Source organism: Pseudomonas sp. LARHCG127 (assembly GCF_052871455.1).
Genome location: NZ_JBIXJT010000001.1, coordinates 187659 through 204362, shown reverse-complemented (window position 1 = coordinate 204362; position 16704 = coordinate 187659). Strand labels below are relative to the sequence as shown.

Genomic DNA, 16704 nt, shown 5'->3' with positions numbered 1-16704 from the left:
CTACGCGGACCGGGCGAAAGCGACGGCTTTTTCGAATTGCTCCAGGTTGGGCCGCACGCCGGTGTACAGCACGAATTGCTCCAGGGCCTGGATAGCAATGACTTCCAACCCGGTGATGACCCGTTTGCCTTCGGCCCGGGCGCGCACGATCAGGGGCGTTTCCGATGGGATCGCCACCACGTCGAACACGGTCTCGGCGGCGGCGATGGTCTCGGGCTCGAACGCCAACTGGTCGGCTTCCGGGCCGCCGGTCATGCCGATCGGCGTGACGTTGATCAGCATCTGCGGCCGTCGCGCACCCAGTTCAGCTTGCCATTCATACCCCAGGGATTCGGCCAAGGCTCGCCCTGCGGCTTCATTGCGGGCGACGATCAGCCCGTTTCTGTAGCCACCATCGCGCAAGGCACTGGCCACCGCCTTGGCCATGCCGCCGCTGCCGCGCAGGGCAAAGGTCGAGTCCTTGGGCACGGCGTGGCTTTGCAACAATTGGGCAATGGCAATGTAGTCGGTGTTGTAGGCCTTCAGATGACCGTTGGTATTGACGATGGTGTTAATCGACTGGATCGCGGCAGCGGAAGGGTCCAACTCGTCCACCAGGGCGATGCAGGCTTCCTTGAACGGCATCGACACGCCGCAGCCACGAATACCCAAGGCACGGATACCGCCCACCGCGCCAGGCAGGTCCTGGCTGCTGAACGCCTTGTAATAGAAGTTCAGGCCCAGTTGCTCATACAAATGGTTATGAAAGCGCAGGCCAAAGTTTCCGGGACGCCCCGAGAGCGACATGCACAGCTGGGTGTCTTTGTTGGGGTTGATCTGCATGCGTGTCTCCTTGCATTCACTTTCGGACAAACGGAACGCCGCCCCGAAAGATCTATTGGATGATGATACCGCCAGGTCCGGCCAGATCCAGGCTGCTGGATGACGCAGCGCGGTAAAAAAAGCGCTACAGACCTTACACAATATTTACCCAACGGCGGCGCAAATCCTGAGAAAATCGCTGTCATAGCAGTATCCCCGCGATGCTCATCGGGTCTGTAGCAGACCACAGGCGCCGGGGCCGAAACGAGGAACAGCCATGAATCGTAGACTTCCCATCATCGCCCTGCTCATGGGGGCACTCGCGGTCACCGGCCAGGCATCCGCCCACGGTCGTGGTGGTTGGGAGGGGCCCGCCGTGTTTGGTGCCATCGTCGGTTCGGCCATTGTCGGCTCGGCCATCATCAACCGTGATCGTCCGGTGTATGTGCAGCAACCGGTCTACGTGCAACCGCAACCGGTCTACTACCAGGCACCACCGCCGGTCTATTACCAACCGCAGCCGGTGTATGTAGAGCGGCCAATCTACTATCGCCCGGCACCGGTGTATTACGGGCCACCACGGGGCTACTACTATGGCCCACCCCGGGGTCATTACGGCCGTTGGTAACCCGCCTCCGAGTAACACAAAAAAGCCTGTGATCATTGATCACAGGCTTTTTCATGTCCGCTGGATAAACCATGTGGGGAGGGAGCTTGCTCCCTCGCCACAGGGCTTTGTCAGACGTGCTCGCTGCTTTTCAGTCGGGTCGGCCCATGTTCCGCCGGTTCGTGAACAGGCTCTGCCACCACGGGAATCTCGTTGCCGTCACAATCATGCAGCTTGCCGTCGCTGAAATAATCGCCTTCGCGCAGCGCCGCCAAGTCCTGATAGCGCAACACCCGCTCGGTGCCGGCGGCGAAGACTGACTGCTGGTCGGAATTGCCCGTGGTGAAGTGGTTGAACGCCAGGTTCAGCATGATCGCCATGATCGCCGAAGAACTGATGCCCGAATGGAAGATGGTCGCGAACCAGCTCGGGAAATGATCGTAGAAGTTCGGTGCGGCGATGGGAATCATGCCGAAGCCGATAGAAGTGGCGACGATGATCAGGTTGACGTTGTTGCGGTAGTCGACTTTCGACAGGGTGCGAATGCCACTGGCCGCCACCGTGCCAAACAATACGATGCCGGCACCGCCCAGCACCGAAGTCGGCACCGCGGCGATCACACGGCCCATGAACGGCAGCAGGCCGAGTACTACCAGGAATACCCCGCCGGTTGCCACCACGAAACGGCTCTTGATCCCGGTGACGGCCACCAGCCCGACGTTCTGGGCGAAGGCACTCTGGGTGAAGGAACCGAAGATCGGCGCGATCATGCTCGACAGCATGTCGGCCCGCAGACCATTGCCCAGGCGCCTCGAATCGACCTTGGTGTCGATGATCTCGCCCACCGCCAGGATGTCGGCGGAGGTTTCCACCAAGGTCACCATGATCACAATGCACATCGACAGGATCGCGGCGATATGGAACGTCGGCATGCCGAAATGGAACGGTGTCGGGAAACCGAACATCGGGCCTTGGCTGACCGACGAAAAGTCCGCCATGCCGAGGAACACCGCGATGACCGTACCAATGACCATCGCCAACAGAATCGACAACCGCGAGATGGTTGCGCTGCCCATCTTGCTCAGCAGCAGTACCAGCACCAGGGTCACCGCGGCCAAGCCAATGTTGGCCATGCTGCCGAAATCGGCGGCGTGGCTGTTGCCGCCCATCGCCCAACGCGCCGCCACCGGCATCAAGGTCAAGCCGATGGTGGTAATCACAATGCCCGTGACCAGTGGCGGAAAGAACCGGGTGATGCGAGAAAACACCGGAGTGATCAGCAAACCAATCAGGGACGCTGCGATCACCGCGCCGAGGATGGCTTGAAAGCCCCCCTCCCCGCCACTGCCGACAATCGCCACCATGGTCGCGACGCCCGAAAACGATACGCCCTGCACCAAGGGCAGTTGGCAGCCGAAAAACGGCAGGCCGAGGGTTTGCAGCAAGGTGGCCAGGCCTCCCGCGAACAACGACGCGGCAATCAACAGACCGATGTCCGCCGGCGAAAGCCCGGCCGCCTGGCCGATGATCAACGGCACGGCGACGATGCCACCGTACATGGTCAACACATGTTGCAGGCCATAAGCCATATTCGCGCCGACGCCGAGGTTTTCGTCCTCGGGCCGTGGGAGTGAAACATGGGGCGTTTTCATGGTTCGGGGATTCCCTGTTTTTTGTTATGGGCACACTGTATTCAAAACTCAGGACAAATGTCCATAGAGTTGTATACAACTTGTTGCATACCCATCAGGAACAGCGCCCCGACCCAGCGCTTTTTATGACTGCAGCAACCCCACCACTGCGGGCCGCAACAGCTCGCGCGGCGGTACGCGCAGGCTGAATTCCTGCTCCAGCAAATCGATCAACTCATCGGCATCAAGGATCACGCGCCGTTCACTCTCCTGCCCTATCCGGTGTACGGCATAGCTGTTGCCGTTGAGGGTCTTGCGCAACCCGTCGCCGGTGCGGGCCACCATCAACCGGCCCATGAACGGCGACTCAGGGTGATTGCAGACGTACCAATTGCCGACGGTGTAGTCGATGTCTTCCTGGCGCTGCAGGTCGAACAGGTACATCGGTCGCCATTCGTCGGCGACGTTGGCGCGCAACAAGTAACCGTCCGCGTGGGTCTCGATGCGGTACGGCTCATGGGGCGTGACCTGGGTCTCACGACTATCGAGCAACAGCGGCGCGGTGGGCACCATGCCGCCAAAGCCGACGTCGGTGATGTAGCGCACACCCTCGATCGTCACCAGGCTCAGCCGATGGGTCCGGGCGGTCCAGGCGCCCTCAGGCGCATTCATCACCACGCGCCCGGTGATGCCGTGAGCGTCGTAACCCAGTGCTTGCAACAGCGCCAGGAACAGCTGGTTGAGTTCATAGCAATAGCCACCGCGCCCCTCTTCGAAAACCTTGCGCTCGACCGATTCAAGGTCGATGGGCACGGGCTGACGCAGCAACGTCGACAGGGTTTCAAAGGGGAATTCAGCGGTATGGCGCCATTGCAGCTGACGCAAGGTGTCGAGGGTCGGCGCCGGTGGTGCGTCGAAACCCAGGCGCCGCAGATAGCGAGCCGTATCGCTCAGTTGGGGATGACTCATGAGGGTGTCCTTTTCCGGGGTCGGCGCAGCGCTCACAAGCGCACTGCTATTGGGCGCCAGGTATAAGGCATTCCCCTCACAGAGACAACAATCGCCCCCGGTCAGCGCCGTTTACGCGAAGCCAGCCGGATCCAGGTGGGTGCATGGTCGCTGGGGTGGGGCTGGTTCCGGACCCAGGCGTCCACGCCCGCCTCGCTCAGGTAGGCGCTGGCGGCCGGGTTGAGCAACAGGTGATCGATGCGCAGCCCCGAGTTCTTTTGCCAGTGTTGGCGAAAATAATCCCAGAAGGTGTAGATCCGCTCCTCCGGATACAGGTGGCGCAGCGAATCGGTCCAGCCCTGGTCCAACAAGCGCTGGTAGCATTCCCGGCTTTCGGGCTGCAACAGCGCATCCTTGAGCCAGGAGCGCGGGTTGTAGATGTCCATGTCGGTGGGCACCACATTGTAGTCACCGGCCAGCACTACGGGATGATCACTGGCCTGCAACCCTTGGGCATAGTCGATCAGCCGTTCAAACCAGGCCAGCTTGTAGTCAAACTTGGGACCCGGTTGCGGATTGCCGTTGGGCAAGTAAAGGCACCCTACCAGCACGCCATGCACCGCCGCCTCCAGATAGCGACTGTGACTGTCGTCGTCCCCGCCGGGCAAGCCTCGGCGGCTCTCCAATGGCTGCGCACCGCGGGCCAGGATCGCGACACCGTTCCACGACGCCTGCCCGTGCCAGATCGCCCCATACCCCACCGACTCCAGCTCCGCCGCCGGGAAATCCTTGTCCGCCGCCTTGAGCTCCTGCAAACAGGCAATGTCGGGTTTCTCCCGCTCCAGCCATTCCAGCAGGTTGGGCAGCCGAGCCCGGATGCCATTGATGTTGAAGGTTGCGATCCGCAGGTTTTTCATAGGACCCGTACTCGAAATGTCACGTTACTGGCTGTGACCATCAACCCGTCGCGGTGGTTGCAACGAGTCTTCAAGAGCCGGTTTTCGGTAAGGCCCGACCGTTCTCCAGCAACTGTGCAAAGGCCTGTTTATCGATCGGTCGGCTGAGGAAATAGCCTTGTACCTCGTGGCATTGGTCCGAGCCCAATGAACCGAGCTGGGCCAGGGTTTCCACGCCTTCGGCAGTGACCGTCAGCCCCATGGCCTTGCCCAGGTTGATGATCGCCTGCACCACGGCGCGGTCGTTGCTGCTGTTGCTCATGGAGGCGATGAAACGCTTGTCGATCTTGATGCCGTCGAATGGATAGGTGCGCAGGTAACCCAAGGACGAGTAACCAGTACCGAAGTCATCCATGTTCAAGCGCACGCCCAGTTCCTTCAGGGCATTCATGACCTGCAGGGCGCCATCGACGTCGTTGAGCATCACGTTTTCAGTGATTTCGAGCTCCAGGCGACTCGCCGGGAAACGGGTTTCGATCAACACCTGTCGCACATCCTCCACCACGTCGCTGCGCTCGAACTGCGCTGGCGACAGGTTGACCGACACCATCAATTCCCCCGGCCAGGTCAGTGCGGTTTCGCAGGCCTCACGCAACACCCAACGAGACAGCGGGACAATCAGGTCGGTTTGCTCGGCCAACGGAATAAAGGCATCGGGGCCCAACAAGCCTTGCGTCGGATGCTGCCAGCGAACCAATGCCTCGACCGCCACGATCTCCCGACCATCGACGGTGTAGCGCGGCTGGAAATGCAGGACGAATTCATTTTTCTTCACGGCCTGCCGCAGGTCGCTTTCCAGTTGGCGACGGTGCTGGATCTGATCGTTCATTTGCGAGGCGAAATAGCACCAGGTTTTCTTGCCCTCGGACTTGGCCTGGTACAAGGCAATGTCGGCGCAGCGGATCAGTTCACCGGGCACGTAACCCTGACGGCGACTGACGGCGATACCGATGCTGGCACCGATGTGCAGCGAATGGGTTTCGTAGAGAATCGGTTGCTGCAAGCTGTCGATCAACCGCTCACAGAATCGATCGATTTCCGTGGTGTGCTCCATGCCGTTGAGCACCACCACGAACTCGTCGCCCCCCAGCCGCGCCACCAGGTCTTGCTCGCGGGTGCTGTCGCGCAGCCGCTGAGCCACTTCCAGCAACACCGCGTCGCCGGCCGGGTGGCCAAGGGAATCGTTGATCGGTTTGAAGTTGTCCAAGTCCACCATCAACAACGTCAGGGGGGCGGCATGTTCCTTGGCCACCAGCGCATCATCCAGGTACCGCGCCAGCTTGTTGCGGTTCGGCAAGCCGGTCAGCGCATCGTGCATCGACAGATGCTGGACCTGGGCATGGGCCGCCACTTCATCGGTGATGTCACTGGCCGTACCGCGATAGCCCACCACTTCGGTCTTGGTGTAGATCGGGCGTGCCGACACGCGACAGAAACGCAATTGCCCGGAATGATCGCGGTAGGAGCAGCGCAAGTTGCTGGTGCTCTGCTCCTCCGTCAGCTTGCCCAGCCAAAGGGCGATTGGCGTGGTGTCGCAATACAGCAGTTGCTCGATGTCCTGCCCCAGCCATTGCTGGTCGGAAAACCCGGTAACCGTATTGAAACGCGCCGACAGGTACGTGATGCGCTGCTGCCCGTCGATTTCCCAGATCCAGTCGGAAGCCGCCTCGGCCACGGCCCGGAAGCGCTCCTCGCTGGCCTCAAGGGCGTGCGCGGACCTTTCCAGGCTGTCGTAACTGGCGTCCACATGCCGTGCCGTGCGCAACGCATAACGAAAGAAGTAAGCGGTCAGCAGGGCCAGGATCAACAGCGCGGCCCCCAATGGCGGCACCAGGGACCAGAGCAATTGCTGGCCCGGACGCTCGAGTCGGGACACCAGGCTGTAGCCGGTACTGTCCAGCGGCACGGCCGGCTGGCCGGGCTCGAGCTCGGTGTCTTTCTTGAGATTCAAGTCGGTGAGGCCATAACTCTTGCCCATCTTGCGCAGCTTGACGGGGGTCAGTTGGTCGACGAACAGCAACACCGAGGTTCCTTTGGCCTCGACCTGGGGCCTTTCGTCGTTGGGCAGGATCACCGACGCCGTGACGACGGCCGGCCAACCCTCGAACAATGTGTAGCGGATCGTCGACATCGTCAGGTCGGGCTGTGCCTGGAGTTGGTCCACCAGCTCCGCCAGCGGCGTGTCCATATAAACCGAGGCGTCATCCTGGACATTGCGTCCACGCACCACGGCATATTTGGTGCGTTGCCGATCGATGACAAACACGCCTTCGTATTCGTCATTGGTAAACAGGGTCTTGCCCATGTTCTGTTCGGCGTAGGCCCACTGCACATTGACTTCACCGTTGAGGTGGTCATAAGCCGTGGTCCAATAGGCATAACTGGCAATGTAGTTTTTCGATGCGGTGATGCGATTCTCGAGGGCGCGCTCGATATAGAAATGCGTCTTGCGCACGTCCTCCGCGTCCAGCTTTTGCGCGATGTTGAACAGCGCAGCGATCGCCACCAGGACGCCCAGGACAAACAGTCCCGCGACGGCCACGACCAGGCGACGAGTAATGGGGGTGTGACGTGCGGTGCCTGAAGGGGTATCGGCAGTGGAATCCATTGACCTGCTCCTATCCTGTCAACGCTGGCCTCGGTGCCTGGAAAAATGAGGACCGGGGCCAGTCGTTCGTAACCTTAGCAGCCACTGCTCGATCCGTTGGCGAGCCCACGATGTTTTGCGAAAGAGCCTACACGCTGCTGGAGACCCGCCCGCGCGATGCCTGAATAGTTGACCGTGGCAGGCTGCCGATGATTCCAACCGATCTCAACGATCCGAGCGCGCCAAGCTGTCGAACCCGCCTTCGGTCGATAACACCGCCACCCGGTTGCGGCCGCTGTGCTTGGCCTGGTAAAGCGCCGCATCGGCGCGCTGGATGAAGACTTCGATGCTGTCCAGGCTGCTGGGCACAAAGGCATAACAGCCCAGGCTCACCGTGAGGTAGCCGGTCGGGGAGCCGGAATGGGTGATGTGCTTGTCGATGACAGTGCGCCGGATTTGCTCGGCCAACGCCATGGCCCCCGAAAGATTGGTGTCAGGCAACAGCACGGCAAACTCTTCGCCGCCATACCTTACCGCCAGGTCGGCCTTGCGATGGCAACAACTCTTGAGCACCTTGGCGACTTCCGCCAGGCAATGATCCCCGGCCACGTGCCCATAGGCGTCGTTGTAGTGCTTGAAAAAATCGATGTCGAGCATGATCAGGCTCAAGGGGCTGCGCTGACGGGCGCCCCGGCCGAACTCGATATCCAGGGCCCGCTCGAACAACCGCCGGTTCGCCAGCCCGGTGAGGCTGTCGTGAGTAGCAATCAGTGCCAAGGCTTCCTGGGCCTTGCGCAAATCCGCTTCGATCTTTTCGCTGTTGCGGACCTGGCGCACGAATACCCAGCCGAACAAGCAGATGCCCAGGACCACCAAGCCCACGATGAGGCTGGATTGGAAAGCCCGGTCATGCCAGCCCGCGAGAATCGATTCTTCGGACATCGCGGCGGTGACCACCAGCGGATAAGCCTGCAAATGTTGGTGCCCATACAACCGGATGACGCCGTCGATGGCTGAGCGGATGGTCGCATCGCCAGACATCCCGCCGGTCAGGGCATGGTTGTAGATATGCTCCTCGTCCAATGGGCGGCCGATCCGCGCCTCATCGAAGGGGCGACGGGCCAACAGTGTCCCGTCAGACAAAGCCAGGGCCATCTCGCCTTGCTCATCCAGGCTGAAGCTTTTAAAGAACCGGTCGAAGTAGGACATCTTGATGCCGGCCATCAACACGCCCTGGAAGTTGCCGTCTTTATCATTCAGGCGCCGGGAAACCGGAATGATCCAGTCGCCGTTTTGCCGACTGCGGACCGCCGGGCCGATATGGGCGATCAGGGAAGCATTCTGTTGATGGAAAGCGAAATACTCTCGATCCGCCACCCCTGCCCCCCTGTGCAGGTAGTCGAAGGAGGTGGTGATCCACTGACCGTGCTTGTCGAACAGGAACAGCCCATGCAACTGCTCGAGCGATTGCACGCGGCGGGCGAGGGTTTGTTGCAAGCGTGGCAATACCGCAGGGCCGAACCCATCGATCTGGATCCAGTCCGCCAGGCTGGCCAAAACCAGATCGGCCTGGAGGAAGGTGTCCTGGGCCTGCTGGGCCATGGCCCGGGTAAGGGTGGCCGAGGCGATGCGGGCCGACTCCAGGTCGTGGCGACGGGACTGCTCCAACTGCAGGAAAAGCAAACCGCACAGGCACAGGCACACCGCCGCGATAAACGTCACCGCGGCCTTGAGCAACGGCAGGCGTTTCAGGGCGCCGGCAGGGGTATGGAAAGGGTCGTAAATGGAGATAGGCAAGCGAGTTCCTGGAGAGGGTAAAAGCATGAGCAAATTCGCCCATAACCCTTAATATTCGTGAGCTTAGCCTACCGCTTGTGAGGCGGCAATTTGCCTGTGCAACGGAGCCGATGGGTGGCTTGAGTGGATCCAAAACACCGCCCGTCAGCTAACTGAAATGCGCATTCCTGAATGAAGAAGTACCCGTGTCTACAAGCAAACCTTCCTGGGGGCTATCTAAATCGCGTAACGCCCCATAACGTATGGGCGCCTTCGACTTTTAAGTGCCCCGCTGCCCATGAGCAAATCGACCCGAACCAATGACGAACAGCCCCTGACCCAACCCGACGCCGTCAGCCTGCGGGAGGCTTTCTGGTTCTGGCTCAAACTGGGCTTCATCAGTTTCGGCGGCCCTGCGGGGCAGATCTCGATCATGCACCAGGAACTGGTGGAACGTCGGCGCTGGATTTCCGAACGGCGCTTCCTGCATGCCCTCAATTACTGCATGTTGCTGCCGGGGCCCGAAGCCCAGCAACTGGCGACCTACCTGGGCTGGTTGATGCACCGAAGTTGGGGTGGCGTGGTCGCCGGGGCGTTGTTCGTACTGCCTTCACTGTTCATTCTCATCGCGTTGTCGTGGTTGTACATCGCCTTCGGTGAAGTGCCGGTGGTGGCAGGTATTTTCTATGGCATCAAGCCGGCCGTGACGGCCATCGTGGTGCATGCCGCCCACCGGATCGGCTCCCGCGCGCTCAAGAACAATTGGCTGTGGGCGATCGCGGCGGCATCGTTCACGGCGATCTTTGCCTTTGATCTCCCCTTCCCGTTGATCGTACTGGGTGCGGCTGCCGTTGGTTATTTCGGCGGTCGCTGGGCACCGGATAAATTCAGCCTGGGCGGCCACGCTACCCAGCACAAGTCCTTCGGCCCCGCCTTGATCGACGACGACACGCCAACCCCGGACCACGCCCGGTTCAGCGCTACCAGGTTGGCCCGGCTGGTCGTCGTCGGCGCGCTGTTGTGGGTCGTGCCAATGGGCCTGCTGACCGTGTTGTTTGGCTGGGACGGCACATTGACGCAAATGGCCTGGTTCTTTACCAAGGCCGCATTGTTGACCTTCGGCGGCGCCTATGCGGTTTTGCCCTACGTCTACCAAGGCGCCGTCGGACACTTCGGCTGGCTGACCCCGACACAAATGATCGACGGCCTGGCCCTGGGCGAAACCACCCCCGGGCCGCTGATCATGGTCGTGGCCTTCGTCGGCTTCGTCGGCGGCTACGTGATGCAGGTGTTCGGCCCCGAACAGGCCTTTCTCGCCGGGGCCGTCGCGGCCACGCTGGTGACCTGGTTCACCTTCCTGCCCTCGTTCCTGTTCATCCTGGCCGGCGGCCCGCTGGTGGAATCGACCCACAACGCATTGAAATTCACCGCGCCGCTGACGGCGATTACCGCAGCGGTGGTCGGAGTGATCCTTAACCTGGCGTGCTTCTTCGGTTACCACGTGCTCTGGCCCAACGGTTTTGCAGGGGCCCTGGACTGGCCATCGGCAATCATTGCAATTGCCGCGGCCGTGGCGCTGTTTCGCTACAAGCGCGGGGTGATCCAGGTCTTGCTGGCGTGCGGCCTGGCCGGGCTGGCGGTGCATTTGCTGCGCTAGACGAGGCGCTTGCTCAGGTACGTCGCCGAAGCCGGGCACAAGGTCTTGAACTGGGCCGTTGCGCTGATCGAAGCGGGCGCCAGCGAGCGGTCCCCCGGCTGATAGCCCTGGCCGGTAAAAAACGCGGCGGCGCTCTCGGTCAGCAGGTGAAGCCGGTCTGCCCCCTCGCGTTTTGCAAACGCTTCAATAGCGGCCAGCACCGCCGCACCAGTGCCCTTGCCTCGCAGTCCCTCAAGCACAACCAGCGAGCGCAGCAACCGCTCGGCCCCCTCTCCTTCTATGCCGGCAAACGCCACTTCAACGCCTTGGTGGCTGAAGCTGAAGAACTGTCGGCCAGGATACGTCAGGTCGTCCACGGGTAGGCCGGCCAAGCTAAGCGCATCGCGCAGTGGTTCCAGATGGTTATTGCTTAGAGCTGTCATACGCATGGCTTGGGCTCGCTCCTATTTATTGGTTATCCTCTAATTTGGCCAACCGACAGGGTGAATAGGAGGATGGAATTCCAATAACATGTCCCACCGTCAGGCACTGGAGATAACCGTGAGCATTTTTTTCGATGAGCTGATGGAAAGCGTGCAACAGATGGACGAACTCGTCCACGCTAAGCAGCTACCGTCACCACCACCTTCCGGCAACCCACCACCTCATGACCCAGCGCAAACGAACACCCCAGCCCATCAGCTAAGCTCAACCTATCATCACGACAGGGAATCGACATGAGCAAGGCAGACGAGCTAGCGGCCAAACTAAGGAAAACCCAGCAGACCCGCGCGGATACCGACAACTGTGCCGACCTGGCGATCGAGCACTGGCCCGCCCAGGTCTACGAACTGTATCGCCAGATCGAAATCTGGCTGGCGCCCGTGTGCGAGGCCGGCCTGGATATCCGGCGCAATCCCACCCACGTATTTGAAAGTCATTCCAGCGGTTCGACGTACAACTACGCGATCGATCAACTGGTGATCGAAGGCAATCATCGCCGCATTTCATTCGACCCGATTGCGCGTTTTTCGCCCCAGGGCGAGGGCTGCATTGAAGTCCATATGAAGGGGCAGGAACACTGCATCGTGCGCTCGCTCGGCGAGCATGGCGAATCGCTTTGGCATATCCAAGCCCTGCGATCGGCCGGGCAACCGCGTCCTGATCCTATCATTCTGGACGAAGACGCCTTGCTCTCGCTGATAGAAGAAGGCCTCGGCCTTTAACGCAAATGGGCGACTCTTGAGGTCGCCCTTTTTCATGGGGGATGAACTAGCCCTGCGGCGCAGATTCGCGTGTTGGATCTGCCCCGGGCACTGGTAGCGTCAGTTCCATCGCCGGCCTTCCTACAAGAGCGTTCAAGGCATGGTCGATTTCGTCCACCGCGCCTTGGGCGTACCGGGCATCCGCCCAACTCCAGTACGGATCGGATATCAGCCCGCCCACGGCGTGTGCGCACAATTCATCGCTGCTGATGCCCATCTTCCCGGCAGCAGCGATCACAGCCATCAGGGCTTGTTCTAATTGGGAAATTCGCTCGGTAGTCACAATCAACCAACATGCTGGATAAACAGACCCCGAGCATAACAAGCCATCAATGTGCCACCAAGCTCAGGCGCCCAACGGTCACCCTCTCCTGGCTTACAGGACTGGCCTCAATCCGCCGCGCCATAAGAGGCCGTATCCGAAATCGATGAAGGCTCTCGGACCGCTGAACGAGCAGCCAGCACCGTCAGCACAGCGGCCATCCCCAACACGGCCGCACTGGTTTCGAACGTCGCGCGATAGCCACTCAGATCAAACAGAACGCCACCCACGGTCGCGCCCCCGGCGATGGCAAGTTGGACGATCGCCACCATCAGGCCGCCGCCCGCTTCGGCATCTTCCGGCAGCGTTCGCGAAAGCCAGGTCCACCAGCCGACGGGCGCAGCCGTGGCCGCCAGGCCCCAAAGGCCGAGCAAGAGGGTCGTGACCGTCACCGACCCGCCGAACCCCACCAGGGCAATGGCAATCGCGGCCATCAGCAGAGGAATGACGATGAGCGTCCGATAGAGGTTGTTTTTCAAGCAGGCGCCGATCAGGAAAGTGCCCAGCAGCCCCGCCACACCGATCACCAGCAGCATGAAGGACAGCGTGGATACGCTCACTTGTGTCACCGACTCGAGGAACGGTCGCAGGTAGGTGAACAGCATGAACTGGCCCATGAAAAACGTGCTGACCGCCAGCATCCCCAGCGCGACCGGTGTCCGGGCCATCAACTTGAAGGCGTTGGTACTGCCCCGCTTCCCCTGCGTAGGCATGGCGGGCAGGCGTAACAGCAGCCAGACCAGGGCGATGCCAGCAACAGGCACGATGCAGAAAAACGCGCCACGCCAGCCAATAATCGCCCCGAGGAAACTGCCCAGCGGCGCCGCGACCACCGTCGCCAAGGCGTTGCCGCCGTTGACGATGGCCAGCGCTTGCGGGACGTTATCTTCCGGCACGAGCCGCATGGCCGTGGCCGCCGACAACGACCAGAAGCCGCCAATCGCCACGCCGATCAACGCACGTCCGACCATGAATACCGCGTAGTTTGGCGCGAACGCCACCACGGTACCTGAAACGATCATCAGCAAGGTCAGCCCCAGCAGGAGCCATTTGCGGTCGACCCGGGCGGCAATCGAGGCGATGAAGAGGCTGGTGACCAGGGCAAAGGCGCCAGAGACGGCAATGCCTTGACCGGCCTGCCCTTCGCTGACCTGAAGATCCGCCGCCACCGGCGTCAGCAAGCTGACCGGCATGAACTCCGAAGCCACCAGCACGAACGCGGCGAGGGCCATGGCAAATACCGCGCCCCAGGCGGGCGGGTCTTGTGGCAATGATTTATCGCTCATTGAATGACAATCCTGTATTTCTTGATGAACCTGTGGGAGCGAGCTTGCTCGCGATGACGACGGCACATTCACCCTCCCGTCCCAGGCAGACCGCTATCGCGAGCAAGCTCGCTCCCACCGTCTCGAATGGCGGCGTTTACCTATTTCGTGCCTGCTATCTTCATCGTCCAGATCAATGTGCAGGTAGTGCATACCGATGAGATTCTTGCCTGATCCTGGGAGTTGTTCCCGCGCATATAGGCAACGCTTCGCTTAGCGCGTTAATGTCCTGCCTATAGCGATTGAGCCGAGACGACACCCGGAGCCGACATGGCCACCCAACGCAGATCCATACAAGAAACATTGACCGCCATCATCGACGACTGGACCCCACACCCGGGCGACGTCGAAACGCCCATCCCCGGCCTCGCCTTCTTCCGACGTGAGGCCCCGGCACCGCCGGTGATTTGCATGATCGAGCCGAGCATCGTGCTGGTGACCCAAGGCGTGAAGCAGGTATGGATCGGTGGCGAGGCGTATGGCTACGACCCCGGGCGATTCCTCATGACCTCGCTGGACATCCCGGCCAATTCCGAAGTGCTTCAGGCAAGCCCCGAACAACCCTGCCTGGGTCTGGTCCTGAAGCTCGACTTGCGCATGGTGGCCGACCTGATCGCCCAAGGCAGCCTGTCGCCCCCGCGTGATCGAGCGGTCGGGATTGGCGCGGGCATCGGCACCGTGACGCCCGACCTTTTGGCGCCGTTCGCACGCCTGCTGGCGTTGTTGGAAGAACCCGAAGCGATCCCCATACTGGCACCGTTGATCCAGCGCGAGATTCACTACCGTCTGCTGCTCAGCGACCAGGCCGCGCGGCTACGGCAGATCGCCTCGGTCGATAGCCAGGGCTACCGGATCGCCAAGGCCATCGACTGGTTGAAACTCAACTACACCGAGCCCGTGCGCGTAGACGACCTCGCGGCGCGGGTGCAAATGAGCGCGCCGACGTTTCACCACCACTTCCGCCAGCTCACGGCGATGAGCCCGCTGCAATACCAGAAGTGGCTGCGGTTGAACGAAGCAAAACGCTTGATGCTCAACGAGCACGTGGACGTGGCGAGCGCGGCCTTCAAAGTGGGTTATGAAAGCCCTTCCCAGTTCAGCCGCGAATATGCCCGCTTGTTTGGTGCACCGCCCAAGCGAGACATCGCGGCGTTGCGCGGGCTAGGCAATCACACCAAGGCGGTTTGATTAATCCGGGCTTGATCCGTTGTGGCTTGATCCATTGTGGCGAGGGAGCTTGCTCCCGCTGGGCTGCGTAGCGGCCCGCTTTTTTGTGAGCGCTTCGCACTCAAGCGGGAGCAAGCTCCCTCGCCACAAGGGCCAACTTTCACCCGTCAAATCGCGGCAACATGCTCCAGGCTGTTCAAGACATTAGGCTTGCCAGCCTCCTGCGCCAACGCCACACACTTCAACGCCAGGATCATCGTCGGATCAACAAGCGCCACCCTATGCCCGTTGATCTCGAACGCCTCGCAATGCCCCAGCACCAGCGGCAACTCCGTGCACCCCAGGATCAGCACGCCCGCGCCCAACTCACACAAATGCTCGGTCGCCAGTAGCAACTGCTCCTTGCAAAGGCCTTGCGTGAAGCCGGCCTTGATACCCCGCCGTCCGTAGATAGCGTCCATGACCATCGCCTGATAATCGACACCGGGCGTGAGGACCTGGAGCCCGGCATGGCGCGCCGCCTGGTGATAGACCTGGCTCTGCACCGTACCGGACGTCGCCAGCAGGCCAATCGCCTGGCCCGAACCATAGGTGCGCGCAATCCACTCCACCGTCTCGCTCAACATGTTCACGATGGGCACCCTCAAGTGCGCCTGGATGCGCTCGACGAAGGCATGGGCGGTGTTGCAGGGAATCGCGATGGCGTTGGCGCCGGCGCTTTCAAGACGTTTGCAGGTGGCATACATCGCCATCGTCGGATCGGACTCGTCCCGCAGCAGGCTGGCCGTCCGATCCGGTATCTGCGGGTTTTGCTCGACCACCATCTTGATGTGGTCCTGGTCCCTTCCCGCCGGCGTGTTGGCCACCACCTTGGCCATGAAATCCACCGTGGCAGCAGGCCCGACGCCGCCCACGATGCCCAGCTTGAACGGTGGGCGCCTGGGCTGCTGGTCTAGCGTCGCGAAGTCGGCGTAGATCTCATTGATATCCAGCACGGTAATCCCGCGACGCTGCAAGTCGGCACACACCAGGGACAGCTCGGTCATGCCAGGCAGGATCACCGTCGCCCCCTGGGCCTGCAACGACAGGCACGCCTGGTAGACCGCTTCAAGCGGCGCGCCCTCGAGGTGACCGTCCTTGATGCCGTTGAGACCGTACATCGCCTCCATCAACTTCGCTTGAGTGTCTGCGTCGGGGTAAACAATCTGGAAGTCTTTGGCAAAATGTCGCTCGAACAAGCCGCAATGGCGCACGAAGTCGGAGGCGATCACCCCCAACGTCGTCCGGGGCGACACCGTATGGCGGACGTGCCGGGTCAAGGCCGCCATCATGTCCAGCACCGGAATGCCCAGTTCCTCCTCGATTTCAGCACGAAAGGTATGGCTGGCGAAGCACGGAAGCATCACCGCATCGAAGCCACTGTCCTCGAACGACTTGCACACTTGGAACACATAGAACTTGCGCGACGTCATGCTCGCGCCCTGGTCCAGCGGCAGCAGCACGTCCTTGAAGGGGTGCTGCTCGAACAGGAAATGGTAGCGCCCCTGATCCTCGAGCACCGCCCGGGACTTGACCAACTTGTAGAACAGATCGCCACCGGCCAGTGACCCAAGCCCGCCAACGATACCCAACTTGCGCACCACACTAACCTTGCGACTCGACTTCGCTTTAGCCTTCATGAAT

Annotated in this window: 14 protein-coding genes; 5 read left to right on the top strand and 9 right to left on the bottom strand. The window is 61.1% G+C overall.

Annotated elements, in window-relative coordinates; genetic code table 11:
- Positions 1-822 (bottom strand): shikimate 5-dehydrogenase, encoded by an 822-nt coding sequence (locus ACIPQ1_RS00930; protein ID WP_411387014.1) that lies wholly within the window; start codon positions 820-822, stop codon positions 1-3.
- Between the two features lie 256 nt (positions 823-1078).
- Between ACIPQ1_RS00930 and ACIPQ1_RS00925 the strand changes: the two genes are divergently transcribed.
- Positions 1079-1429 carry a hypothetical protein gene (locus ACIPQ1_RS00925; RefSeq protein ID WP_063322141.1) on the top strand — a complete coding sequence of 117 codons (351 nt, stop codon included), beginning with the start codon at positions 1079-1081 and terminating at the stop codon, positions 1427-1429.
- 110 nt (positions 1430-1539) lie between these two features.
- Here ACIPQ1_RS00925 and ACIPQ1_RS00920 read toward each other — a convergent pair whose 3' ends face one another.
- From ACIPQ1_RS00920 to ACIPQ1_RS00900, 5 genes are all read right to left on the bottom strand, one after another.
- Positions 1540-3060: a nucleobase:cation symporter-2 family protein gene (locus ACIPQ1_RS00920; protein WP_411387013.1), complete on the bottom strand. Its 1521-nt coding sequence runs from the start codon at positions 3058-3060 to the stop codon at positions 1540-1542.
- 123 nt (positions 3061-3183) lie between these two features.
- Positions 3184-4008, bottom strand: coding sequence for an arylamine N-acetyltransferase family protein (locus ACIPQ1_RS00915; RefSeq protein ID WP_250965650.1), 825 nt, complete (start codon positions 4006-4008; stop codon positions 3184-3186).
- A 101-nt stretch (positions 4009-4109) separates the two neighbouring features.
- A complete protein-coding gene (gene xth / locus ACIPQ1_RS00910; protein WP_446533398.1) occupies positions 4110-4904 on the bottom strand; it encodes an exodeoxyribonuclease III in 795 nt (264 codons plus the stop codon).
- A gap of 70 nt (positions 4905-4974) precedes the next feature.
- On the bottom strand, positions 4975-7551 hold the full coding sequence (locus ACIPQ1_RS00905) for a bifunctional diguanylate cyclase/phosphodiesterase (protein WP_446533397.1): 2577 nt from the start codon (positions 7549-7551) through the stop codon (positions 4975-4977).
- Between the two features lie 204 nt (positions 7552-7755).
- Positions 7756-9327 carry a sensor domain-containing diguanylate cyclase gene (locus tag ACIPQ1_RS00900; protein WP_411387010.1) on the bottom strand — a complete coding sequence of 524 codons (1572 nt, stop codon included), beginning with the start codon at positions 9325-9327 and terminating at the stop codon, positions 7756-7758.
- 277 nt (positions 9328-9604) lie between these two features.
- On the opposite strand from ACIPQ1_RS00900, the gene chrA reads away from it, so the two are divergent.
- The gene (chrA, locus tag ACIPQ1_RS00895) at positions 9605-10963 is read left to right on the top strand and encodes a chromate efflux transporter (RefSeq protein WP_411387009.1); all 1359 of its coding nucleotides are present in this window, start codon (positions 9605-9607) and stop codon (positions 10961-10963) included.
- Here chrA and arsN2 read toward each other — a convergent pair.
- Positions 10960-11391, bottom strand: coding sequence for an arsenic resistance N-acetyltransferase ArsN2 (arsN2, locus tag ACIPQ1_RS00890; protein WP_250965655.1), 432 nt, complete (start codon positions 11389-11391; stop codon positions 10960-10962). The genes chrA and arsN2 overlap by 4 nt on opposite strands.
- 288 nt (positions 11392-11679) lie before the next feature.
- Here arsN2 and ACIPQ1_RS00885 point away from each other — a divergent pair, with 288 nt between their 5' ends.
- Positions 11680-12168, top strand: coding sequence for a hypothetical protein (locus ACIPQ1_RS00885; RefSeq protein ID WP_411387008.1), 489 nt, complete (start codon positions 11680-11682; stop codon positions 12166-12168).
- A 139-nt stretch (positions 12169-12307) separates the two neighbouring features.
- Complete coding sequence (locus tag ACIPQ1_RS00880) at positions 12308-12466, top strand: hypothetical protein (RefSeq protein WP_411387007.1); 159 nt, start codon at positions 12308-12310, stop codon at positions 12464-12466.
- 131 nt (positions 12467-12597) lie between these two features.
- Here the strand turns inward: ACIPQ1_RS00880 and ACIPQ1_RS00875 are convergent, their stop codons facing one another.
- Entirely contained in the window at positions 12598-13815 is a 1218-nt protein-coding gene (locus ACIPQ1_RS00875) for an MFS transporter (RefSeq protein ID WP_411387006.1), read from the bottom strand.
- A gap of 309 nt (positions 13816-14124) precedes the next feature.
- Here ACIPQ1_RS00875 and ACIPQ1_RS00870 point away from each other — a divergent pair, with 309 nt between their 5' ends.
- Positions 14125-15042: an AraC family transcriptional regulator gene (locus ACIPQ1_RS00870; protein WP_411387005.1), complete on the top strand. Its 918-nt coding sequence runs from the start codon at positions 14125-14127 to the stop codon at positions 15040-15042.
- Between the two features lie 146 nt (positions 15043-15188).
- Here ACIPQ1_RS00870 and ACIPQ1_RS00865 read toward each other — a convergent pair whose 3' ends face one another.
- Complete coding sequence (locus tag ACIPQ1_RS00865) at positions 15189-16700, bottom strand: amino acid racemase (RefSeq protein ID WP_411387004.1); 1512 nt, start codon at positions 16698-16700, stop codon at positions 15189-15191.
- Positions 16701-16704: the final 4 nt, after the last annotated feature.

Excerpts from the sequence above, each read along its gene's own strand:
- ACIPQ1_RS00930 (WP_411387014.1), bottom strand. The coding sequence starts at position 822 with ATGCAGATCAACCCCAACAAAGACACCCAGCTGTGCATGTCGCTCTCG.
- ACIPQ1_RS00925 (WP_063322141.1), top strand. The coding sequence starts at position 1,079 with ATGAATCGTAGACTTCCCATCATCGCCCTGCTCATGGGGGCACTCGCG.
- ACIPQ1_RS00920 (WP_411387013.1), bottom strand. The coding sequence starts at position 3,060 with ATGAAAACGCCCCATGTTTCACTCCCACGGCCCGAGGACGAAAACCTC.
- ACIPQ1_RS00915 (WP_250965650.1), bottom strand. The coding sequence starts at position 4,008 with ATGAGTCATCCCCAACTGAGCGATACGGCTCGCTATCTGCGGCGCCTG.
- xth (WP_446533398.1), bottom strand. The coding sequence starts at position 4,904 with ATGAAAAACCTGCGGATCGCAACCTTCAACATCAATGGCATCCGGGCT.
- ACIPQ1_RS00905 (WP_446533397.1), bottom strand. The coding sequence starts at position 7,551 with ATGGATTCCACTGCCGATACCCCTTCAGGCACCGCACGTCACACCCCC.
- chrA (WP_411387009.1), top strand. The coding sequence starts at position 9,605 with ATGAGCAAATCGACCCGAACCAATGACGAACAGCCCCTGACCCAACCC.
- arsN2 (WP_250965655.1), bottom strand. The coding sequence starts at position 11,391 with ATGCGTATGACAGCTCTAAGCAATAACCATCTGGAACCACTGCGCGAT.
- ACIPQ1_RS00885 (WP_411387008.1), top strand. The coding sequence starts at position 11,680 with ATGAGCAAGGCAGACGAGCTAGCGGCCAAACTAAGGAAAACCCAGCAG.
- ACIPQ1_RS00880 (WP_411387007.1), top strand. The coding sequence starts at position 12,308 with ATGGTCGATTTCGTCCACCGCGCCTTGGGCGTACCGGGCATCCGCCCA.
- ACIPQ1_RS00875 (WP_411387006.1), bottom strand. The coding sequence starts at position 13,815 with ATGAGCGATAAATCATTGCCACAAGACCCGCCCGCCTGGGGCGCGGTA.
- ACIPQ1_RS00870 (WP_411387005.1), top strand. The coding sequence starts at position 14,125 with ATGGCCACCCAACGCAGATCCATACAAGAAACATTGACCGCCATCATC.
- ACIPQ1_RS00865 (WP_411387004.1), bottom strand. The coding sequence starts at position 16,700 with ATGAAGGCTAAAGCGAAGTCGAGTCGCAAGGTTAGTGTGGTGCGCAAG.